This window comes from Pseudomonas sp., assembly GCF_049645325.1.
In the GTDB taxonomy this organism is placed as follows: Bacteria; Pseudomonadota; Gammaproteobacteria; order Pseudomonadales; family Pseudomonadaceae; genus Aquipseudomonas.
Genome location: NZ_JBARTQ010000701.1, coordinates 1 through 6,342, shown reverse-complemented (window position 1 = coordinate 6,342; position 6,342 = coordinate 1). Strand labels below are relative to the sequence as shown.

11 protein-coding genes are annotated in these 6,342 nt (G+C 59.6%); 2 read left to right on the top strand and 9 right to left on the bottom strand.

Features of this window, described 5'->3' with window-relative positions:
* Positions 1-94 precede the first annotated feature (94 nt).
* On the top strand, positions 95-286 hold the full coding sequence (locus WBB95_RS29945) for a hypothetical protein (RefSeq protein ID WP_424490873.1): 192 nt from the start codon (positions 95-97) through the stop codon (positions 284-286).
* Between the two features lie 35 nt (positions 287-321).
* Here the strand turns inward: WBB95_RS29945 and WBB95_RS29940 are convergent, their stop codons facing one another.
* Genes WBB95_RS29940 through WBB95_RS29920 form a run of 5 tightly spaced genes read right to left on the bottom strand, consistent with a single transcriptional unit; the run spans position 322 to position 3,541 of the window.
* Entirely contained in the window at positions 322-1,611 is a 1,290-nt protein-coding gene (locus WBB95_RS29940) for a DNA-methyltransferase (protein ID WP_424490872.1), read from the bottom strand.
* 49 nt (positions 1,612-1,660) lie between these two features.
* Positions 1,661-1,996, bottom strand: a complete 336-nt coding sequence (locus WBB95_RS29935; protein WP_424490871.1) for a hypothetical protein — start codon at positions 1,994-1,996, stop codon at positions 1,661-1,663.
* On the bottom strand, positions 1,996-2,427 hold the full coding sequence (locus WBB95_RS29930; RefSeq protein WP_424490870.1) for a hypothetical protein: 432 nt from the start codon (positions 2,425-2,427) through the stop codon (positions 1,996-1,998). Before WBB95_RS29930 ends, WBB95_RS29935 begins: the two co-directional genes overlap by 1 nt.
* Before the next feature lie 50 nt (positions 2,428-2,477).
* Positions 2,478-3,233 (bottom strand): hypothetical protein, encoded by a 756-nt coding sequence (locus WBB95_RS29925; protein ID WP_424490869.1) that lies wholly within the window; start codon positions 3,231-3,233, stop codon positions 2,478-2,480.
* The gene (locus WBB95_RS29920; RefSeq protein ID WP_424490868.1) at positions 3,230-3,541 is read right to left on the bottom strand and encodes a DUF4406 domain-containing protein; all 312 of its coding nucleotides are present in this window, start codon (positions 3,539-3,541) and stop codon (positions 3,230-3,232) included. Before WBB95_RS29920 ends, WBB95_RS29925 begins: the two co-directional genes overlap by 4 nt.
* 110 nt (positions 3,542-3,651) lie before the next feature.
* Between WBB95_RS29920 and WBB95_RS29915 the strand changes: the two genes are divergently transcribed.
* On the top strand, positions 3,652-4,287 hold the full coding sequence (locus WBB95_RS29915) for a hypothetical protein (RefSeq protein ID WP_424490867.1): 636 nt from the start codon (positions 3,652-3,654) through the stop codon (positions 4,285-4,287).
* A gap of 135 nt (positions 4,288-4,422) precedes the next feature.
* On the opposite strand, the gene WBB95_RS29910 is transcribed toward WBB95_RS29915, so the two are convergent.
* The 4 genes from WBB95_RS29910 to WBB95_RS29895 all read right to left on the bottom strand — a co-directional run.
* Positions 4,423-4,602: a hypothetical protein gene (locus tag WBB95_RS29910; RefSeq protein ID WP_424490866.1), complete on the bottom strand. Its 180-nt coding sequence runs from the start codon at positions 4,600-4,602 to the stop codon at positions 4,423-4,425.
* 85 nt (positions 4,603-4,687) lie between these two features.
* Positions 4,688-5,110 carry a hypothetical protein gene (locus WBB95_RS29905; protein WP_424490865.1) on the bottom strand — a complete coding sequence of 141 codons (423 nt, stop codon included), beginning with the start codon at positions 5,108-5,110 and terminating at the stop codon, positions 4,688-4,690.
* Between the two features lie 57 nt (positions 5,111-5,167).
* Entirely contained in the window at positions 5,168-5,653 is a 486-nt protein-coding gene (locus WBB95_RS29900; protein ID WP_424490864.1) for a hypothetical protein, read from the bottom strand.
* A 69-nt stretch (positions 5,654-5,722) separates the two neighbouring features.
* Positions 5,723-6,342, bottom strand: a 620-nt coding sequence (locus tag WBB95_RS29895; protein ID WP_424490863.1) for a hypothetical protein, incomplete at its 5' end; no start/stop codon positions are given.

The following is a 6,342-nucleotide window of genomic DNA, read 5'->3' as shown; positions in this document are numbered from 1 at the left end:
GTGTAAAACAGGTATTCATCCCACCCAGTCGCCAGGAGGGCGCGTGCCTCACCAACTAGATGTTCCGATTGCGCACGCGTACCGGGGCCAAACGATGTTTCTCAAATTCGTCTGGCGGCGCCCTAACGACAAAGCACCGGTCGCCGCGAAGATCATCGAGCCGGCGCCGATCCATGGCCTGGGCGAAGTCGCTGCCGAGCTGGAAGGGCCGTGGCCGGACTATCCGGCTGCACTTGATGAAGCGATGACCGCTGCTGAGCGCTGGATCGACAGCCAGTTGCCTTGACCCCGCTCACCGGCAGGCATGTAGGGGGATTGGGGTTAGGCTGTTGCGAATAGGTCGAGTTGGTCGGATTCGACCTTCTGCTCTTGCTGCCGGAGTACTTCGAATTCGATGCGCGCCCGGGCGATCGCCGCGTACTGCTCGTCAATCTCGCAGCCGATGAACTCGAAGCCCTCGCGCATTGCGGCTTTGCCGGTGCTGCCGCTGCCCATGAACGGATCCAGCACTACGCCGCCGGCCGGGGTCACCAGGCGGCATAGGTACGCCATCAGGTCCGTTGGCTTGACGGTGGGGTGGTTATTGCCTTTCGTGTCCGTGGTCTGAACTTTGCGCAGTGTGGTGCCCATTTTGAACTGGGGGCCGGGATTGCTCATTCCTTCGTGCCTGTCGGTGCGACTGGTCTTGGCGCAGTAGAAGAACCTGGCGGCGCTTCCGCTATCGTTGTGGAATGCCCCAGCTACGCGATCACGGTGGCCAGTGATCAAGCCAGCGCTCGCCGCGCTCGGCTCGGTACCCGTTACCGGTGCCGCTGCACCTGCCTGTGATGGGAACAAGGCCATCACCTCGGCGCTGCCATCGTGAATCAGGTTCGCAGGCCAGCGGCCGAGCGCTGATGCCTCGGCCGTCATCGCGATTGAGCCAGATTTCCCGCCGACGAACCGCCCGCCGCGCATGTCGACGGTGGTGTTCCGGTCCCAGTTTTTTGCGAGGGCTTCGGCATCTAAGGCCGATACGCGGCAACCGTCGATATTCAGGCCGCCGGTTCCCCACCTGCCCATATTCTTCGCCACGGTCCCGCTGAACGGCTTGCGTGCCACACAGATTGGCTCATGCGCAGGCTTCAGCGCGGTGCCCCAGCCTTGATGCTCGCCCTTGAGGTTGTGCGATTTAGGGAAGCCACTGCCGAACACCCACATAATCTGATCACGGATCTCAAACCCGGCCATTTCAATGCCGACCGCCATGTGGTGGTAAGTTCGCGCAGCAGCGAAAGACAGCAGGTGCCCACCAGGCTTGAGTACTCGAATGCATTCGGTTGCCCACTCCAGCGTGAAGGCCTGGAAGGCACGCATGCCTTCGGGAGTCAGGTCATACTTGCCGGCCTCTGCGGCCACTGACCTGTGACCTCCATTCGGGCCGCAGGCCGAAGCGTGTGAAGGCATGCTGGCGCGGTAAGCGGCTCGAGCCTCGATGTCTTGGCCATCCCAGCTCTTGCCCATGAAGCGAATACCGTAGGGCGGATCGGTGACCACGCTGTCAATACTGTTGTCTGGCAGCGTCCGCATCGACTCAATGCAGTCGCCGATCAAAACGCGATGCTGTTTCATGGCCTCGGCCCCTTGTAGATGAACACGTAGGCGAACCAGAGGGTGGCGGTCATAGTAGGTGTGCTCCTGCTTCTAGCAGGCCGTCCCGGTCTTCGCGCAGGCTGTCGCGCTCCTTGCGAAGCGCTTCGTTTTCGATGATCAGTGCGCGGATAGCGCCCGGGTTCGCGGCAGCTATGAATTCGGCCACCTCCTCAAGCCATATGCCGCTATTGCGCCCCACACCATGCCAAGCAACCGCCCAGCCTCGCGCGTCGTCAATCCCGTAGTTTTGCTCAGGGTGCGGCGGGAACTCCGACCCCATACCGTCGCGGTGCACAAACCAAGGGCTTGGCATTTGGCGGTCTGCATCCTCAGCCAGCCGTTTCAGTTCGGTGTGGTCGGTCATCAGCATTCGCTCCAGTTCATGGCCTGAATGTATTCGCACGGAACCACCAGGACGTCAGGCGGTACGGTATTTTCGATTCTGGCATCACCGAAATAACCTATGGCAGCCTTAGCACGCTCAAGCGCAAGTTCGGCATGGCGCATCTGCCAGGACTTGCGCTGTTTGTACGAGCGCAGTGCTAGGGATTTTTCGGTATAGGCGAACCGGCGCCCGTGCTCACCACCTTCCTTCAGCACCCGCTTGCGGTACTGCCTCAGCAGGGATTCACGTTGCGAGCCGCCGAAGAGGTTGTTGTGGAATTCGTCCACGATGTACCAGCATTGCTCGGTTTCGCCGATAACCACGTACGTTTTGCAGGTGACTTCCAGGCCTTTCGGGTCGAGCTCGTCGACGTAGCGATAATGGTCCGGGCCGAGTTTTATCTTTTCCATGGTCGAGATCGTCCTTGCCGCTATAGCGGCTGACTTTGAAGGGGGAGGGGTTACAGAGAGGGGTTGAGGCGTTTCAGCTCGTCGAGGCAGGCGTTCCAGCCCAGGTCCTGCGATGTCAGCGACTGCCAACCGTCCTGAGTCCTACGCTCAGGCAGCACCACCGATACCGGCGCGGGCTGCTCGGCGTAGAGCTTCACCTGCTCGCCATGCTTGAGCGATACGGTGCTTGCGTAGATCGCATGGCTTATGCCAGCAGATGTCATCACGCCCTCAATGATTGCGTCAGGGTGGAGCGCCGCCGGCTCGCCCTGAAGCTTGGCGGCTGGCTTGCAGCTGTGACTGCACTCGCCGGGCTTGTAGTCATCAACGGCCCGGCATGCAGGGTGATGGCCCGCCACGGTTTCAGGTTTCGCAACCAGCAGGCCGCGCAGCTCCCGCGTCGTCGGGTCGTGGGCCATCATGTACTCAGGCGTGTCACATGTTCCGCCCGCTTCGATGATGCGGTCATACCCGGCCTGATAAATTCGCTTCATTGCGAGCAGCGAAGTGCGTAGCGCCCCTTCAAGCACATCCGCCCGCTCATCCGCTGCGGTCAGGCGCTGTTGCAGGGCTCGCTCGCGGCGCTCGGCAGCAACGCAACCCTCAGCAGCAGTAAGAAAGCATTGCACGGCGCTGTCGTAGTTTTCAGCGAGAACAAAGTACCGGCCCTCGCTGGCATGGATGATCTCGAATTCTGCAGGAGAGCAAGGCCTTGCTTGTGCCTCCCCTCCGAACTCCCCGATGTACCACTTCTTCACTTCACTCATACAGCCTCCCTCGTTACCAGATCATGGGCATTCACAACCGTCATGCCGAGGCGTTCGGCGATCAGGACTTCCAGGCGGGCGCCCTTTGAATGCTCCCAGCCGGGCAGGGTGGCCACGGTGTCGCAGTCCATCAGGGCGGCAATGTCGCGGCGCATGCAGTCGTTCCAGGTGCCGCCGTCGGGGTTGAGTTCGGCGGGGTTGGTGACGGTGTGGCCGCCTGCGCGCAGGCTGGCGGTCATGCTGTGGAAGGTGGAGAAGTTCAGCCCTGGCAAGCCGCTCATGGGCCCGCTGAGGTAAATTCGTTTCACGGGGAGTCCTTGCCGGGCCATGCCCGGGCTGTTGAATGAATTCAGTAGTTTCTTTCTGCTAATGCAATCTGCGCCATGGGGTGCGATGCTCTCTCCAAAAGGAGCAGTACATGAATTTCATCAATGCAATCTGGCCCATACCGGGAGCCATAGCCGCAGCACTTGTTGCAGGGCTTATTTCTTTCGTCGTTACTGTTTTGGCAAAAGATCAAAAGACGTCCGAGTTTCGGCAAGCGTGGATTGATGGGCTGAGAGCCGATGTTGCGGATTTCGCAGGTCTTGCAGGGGCTATGGCAGCCGTAACTAATGCGAAGCTACGCCGAGGGGAAGATGCCGAGTCTTATTTGCTTGCGCGACATGACGACTTTGCGAAGATGGAGTCCCTGATTAATAGAATTCGATTGCGACTAAACCCAGATGAGCACAGCGAGATTCTTTCTTTTCTCGGTGTTTTTCGGACGGGAATCCCATCATCGCGCGAAGAAATCGATGAGGCGGTCGAAGGCGTTGTTAATTGCGCTCAGAAAATATTGAAGTCGGAATGGAAGCGAGTAAAAAAAGGGGAGCCTGCTTACAGCATCCTTAAAAAACTATCACTGTTTTTTACGTTGGCGGCGGTAGCTGCGGTCTTTGTTCTTCCAATCCAAGACAATAAACCAGCTCCCGATAAGTCTAAGCCGATTGTTGCTCCTGCTCTGGAGGCCACTCCGAAAAGCCTGCCTTTGGCGCCTTCGTCTTCGGGTTGATGATCGGCTCGCCTTGGGCGTCGACCAGCGTGCGCTTGGCCTTTATCCGCATATCGCGGCACTTACTGCCCTTGCGCGCCAACTCAATGAAGTGCTCTGCATACTGCGGTGCGTCGAAGAGTGGACTGAGCTGCTTCACCCTGCCCCCCCCATGATCTGTTCGGCCTTCTGGGCAACCTTCAGCAGCCAATCTTCGACCGAAAGCTCTATCTTGTGGCCGGGGCGCTTTGGGTCGGGTCGGGTGGTTTTGACGGTCTTCCTGGCCTCGGCCATGGCGACATCAAGGGTCATTCCAAACACTGCGAAGGTGCTCATGGGTTATCTCCAAGCGTGCGCATGCCTCGCCGGCTGGCGAGATTGTTTGATATGGGGTATTACGGGTGACCGGCATGGAGCCGGATCAGGCGGCTACGGCGTCTTCGAACTTGATCAGCAGGCTGCGGGTGTCGTTGGTGCAGCCGTCTTCTTTGACGCAGTACATGGCCGGGGTGTGCTCGTAGATCCGCGTGATCACGCCTTGTTTTATCCTGGTGCCAATAGGTAGCGGCGGCTCGGGCTTGAACTCTTCAGCCCACGCTTTAACCGCCAGGTCCTCGGCCCGATCTACGAGATAGTCGACCTCGTCCAGCGCTTCCATGTCATCCCGCGTAGTGTCCCAGGACGCATACTTATCTAGCTCCTTTGCCAGCTCAAAACCGTCCATGTGGCGGCGGTAGTGCTGGGCGATGGTGTCGGCGTCCCCATTGATCTTTTCAGCAACAACGGTGCAAGCCGCGAGAATCATTGCTTTATCAGCCTTCGGGCGCGGAGGAATGTTGCTCATGGGTTATCTCCAGTCAGGCGCCGCCCTCCGGTTACCGGATGCAGCGAGTAGGGTGGGTTATTCGTCGCCGTTGTCTTCGGCGTTCATCTGCAGCGATTCGGCAAAGCCTGCTTGACGTAATTTGCGCGCCACGTTTTCGGTTATCTCATAACCGTGGCGCTTAATTTCGAAGAGTGGCGCTGACTTCTCGAAACCCAGCGAGTGGGCATGCGCGATCAGGCGCCAGATGGCCGCCCGATCCTTCGTCTCGCCCAGTTCGGCGGAGAGCGCCGCCAAGCGGTCTCGCATGGCCTGCCGGAAGTAGTGGCGGATGATGTCGGACGGCCCTTTGACCTTCGGCGGCGCCGGCGGCAGATCCTCGGCCCGGCCATTCAGTACCAGCAGTTGCACCGCCTCGCTGACTTCCTCGATCTCATGCCAGAGCATCAACTCGCCGAGCATCTGCCGTGTACCGTACGGGACCGTGTGTCGTAATTCCTGCTCGCCCAGTTCCTGCCGTTTCTCGGCAAGCTTGGCTGTGCGTTCCTTCTGTTCGGCAGCCATGGCCTACCTCTTCTATTCCGCTGGCCGGCAGTGCGAGCCAGGTTTGACGTTTGCGTTGCTGGATGCGTGCTATGCGGCGCATGCTCGGCTTCCAAGTCGTAATTTCGGATAGTCGATGCCGTACTCGATCAGAATGCGGTCCAGGGTCCTGTTCGATATCGCAAGCTTTCCGCAAACCACTCGCCGCGATAATCCAAGCTCCTTGAAAGCCTTGATTCGCTCGGCGAACTTGGCATCGCGCGCAGCAATTTCCTTTTTCCGCTCCGGGCCGTTGTACCCGCCGTGCGTTGAGCGCTTGAAGGTAAAGCCGAAGTCCTTTGCCAGACCCTTTACGGTTTTGCTCGTCATACCTAAGGCGAAACACGCTTCGGTCTGCGTGTGCGTGGCGGCTAGGGCTTTCGCTTGTTCTGCCTGCTTGGCTCGCCTTTCAGCTCTGGGGTCTATGGGATCGGCCTTCAGTGGTGGGCAAGCTTCAACCCGCCGCCGGACAAACGGCTTCGGCGCCGGCGGCATCTGGTTGCTGTAGGTGATGGGCTTTGGCTTGTAGCCGATGGGCGCCGCTTCTTCGATCTGGCCGCCGGCCGCCAGGTACTGCTCTACCTGGGCGGCCAGTTCATCCGAGGCCGGGCGCAGTGCCTCGACCAGGCTTAGGTGGTTGCTGATCATGCTGACTGCCGCGCTTGGTTCAG

Coding starts and splice junctions, on each gene's coding strand:
- WBB95_RS29945 (WP_424490873.1), top strand. CDS start 95: ATGTTTCTCAAATTCGTCTGGCGGCGCCCTAACGACAAAGCACCGGTC.
- WBB95_RS29940 (WP_424490872.1), bottom strand. CDS start 1,611: ATGAAACAGCATCGCGTTTTGATCGGCGACTGCATTGAGTCGATGCGG.
- WBB95_RS29935 (WP_424490871.1), bottom strand. CDS start 1,996: ATGACCGACCACACCGAACTGAAACGGCTGGCTGAGGATGCAGACCGC.
- WBB95_RS29930 (WP_424490870.1), bottom strand. CDS start 2,427: ATGGAAAAGATAAAACTCGGCCCGGACCATTATCGCTACGTCGACGAG.
- WBB95_RS29925 (WP_424490869.1), bottom strand. CDS start 3,233: ATGAGTGAAGTGAAGAAGTGGTACATCGGGGAGTTCGGAGGGGAGGCA.
- WBB95_RS29915 (WP_424490867.1), top strand. CDS start 3,652: ATGAATTTCATCAATGCAATCTGGCCCATACCGGGAGCCATAGCCGCA.
- WBB95_RS29910 (WP_424490866.1), bottom strand. CDS start 4,602: ATGAGCACCTTCGCAGTGTTTGGAATGACCCTTGATGTCGCCATGGCC.
- WBB95_RS29905 (WP_424490865.1), bottom strand. CDS start 5,110: ATGAGCAACATTCCTCCGCGCCCGAAGGCTGATAAAGCAATGATTCTC.
- WBB95_RS29900 (WP_424490864.1), bottom strand. CDS start 5,653: ATGGCTGCCGAACAGAAGGAACGCACAGCCAAGCTTGCCGAGAAACGG.